Annotated in this window: 1 protein-coding gene; it reads left to right on the forward strand. The window is 39.6% G+C overall.

What is annotated here, in order from left to right; translation table 11 throughout:
- Positions 1–147 precede the first annotated feature (147 nt).
- Positions 148–1298 (forward strand): IS3 family transposase gene (locus tag ACFVX4_RS42095; RefSeq protein WP_087614160.1). Its coding sequence is split into 2 segments (ribosomal slippage): positions 148–421 and positions 421–1298, totalling 1152 coding nucleotides; the frame shifts between segments, so codons are not numbered across the junction.
- Positions 1299–1401 lie beyond the last annotated feature (103 nt).

The raw sequence follows: 1401 nt of genomic DNA on the forward strand, positions 1-1401 counted from the left end.
GCAGAATATAGCGATAGATTGGATGCGGAAAAAATAAAAGCCCTAGCCTTATTGGGACTGACCCCATAAGATGAGACAAATAAAAACACCTTCAAGTTTGAATACGGATGATTGTTATCCGAAATTAGACTTGGAGGTGTTTTTTCTATGGGGACAAGAGTGAGTTATCCGGTTGAAGTGAAACAGAAGGCTGTAGAAATGAGATTGGCAGGCGTACCTATGAAAGAGATCATGCAGGAGTTGAATATCAAAAATAATACGCAGATTAAGACATGGGTCAGATGGTATAAGGCTGGTGATACACATCGATTTGAACAGCCTGTTGGTAAGCAATACACTTATGGAAAAGGTCCGGAGTATTCTTCCGAATTAGAGAAACTGCAGGCAGAGAATCGATATCTGAGACAACAGAATGAAGTGTTAAAAAAGTACAACGAATTGGAAAGGAAGTTGATAGCCAAACGTCAGTCGAACTTGTAGAAGAATTGCACAGCACAATGACCGTGCAGGATATCTGTATTCATTTAGGTATCTCTCGCTCGTCTTATTATCGTTGGAAGAAGAATCTGAAGAAAGATCATCCAAAGCGCCATTTAGAAAAACAAATCGGCACGTTGTGCCGAGAGCACCAGTATCGATATGGATATCGAAAAATCACAGCTATATTAAAAAAGAGAATGTGTATTAACCATAAAACGGTTCAGCGTATTATGCAGAAAAATCAGTGGCAGTGCCGGGTTAAGGTGAAAAAGCGCAAGAAGAATGGGCAGCCATATGCCGTGGTCGACAATATATTAGATCGGAACTTTCAGTCTGATCATCCTCTTGAAAAACTAGTAACAGACATCACGTATTTGCCTTATGGACAGAAACAATTGTACCTTTCCAGTATATTGGATGTATATAATGGAGAAGTGATTGCTTTTACGATTGGAGATAAGCAGGACACAGACTTTGTCTTACACACACTTGATCAACTGCCAACACTGCCTGAGAACTGCGTGTTACATAGTGACCAAGGATCTGTGTATACATCTTACGAGTATCAGAAAGCTGTTAAAACAAAAGGCATTACCATGAGCATGTCCCGCAAAGGGACACCCGCTGATAATGCCTCCATCGAATCGTTTCATTCCTCACTAAAGTCTGAAACGTTCTATCTTAACAGCATTGATCGAACCACGACCGCCATCGTAGAACGCACTGTCATAGAATACATTCATTATTATAACAATATTCGTATTCAAACGAAACTAAACAACCAATCACCGATAAATTATCGGCAATTGGCTGTTTAAAAGGTGTTTTGATCCCTGTCTCAAAAACGGGGGTCAGTCCCGTAAAAGCCTCAGTTTTTTTATAGAAATGTAAATGGATTTGTATCTGTTTCAGAAACAAAGA

The sequence above is a fragment of the Streptomyces sp. NPDC058240 genome, assembly GCF_042882135.1.
In the GTDB taxonomy this organism is placed as follows: domain Bacteria; phylum Actinomycetota; class Actinomycetes; order Streptomycetales; family Streptomycetaceae; genus Streptomyces.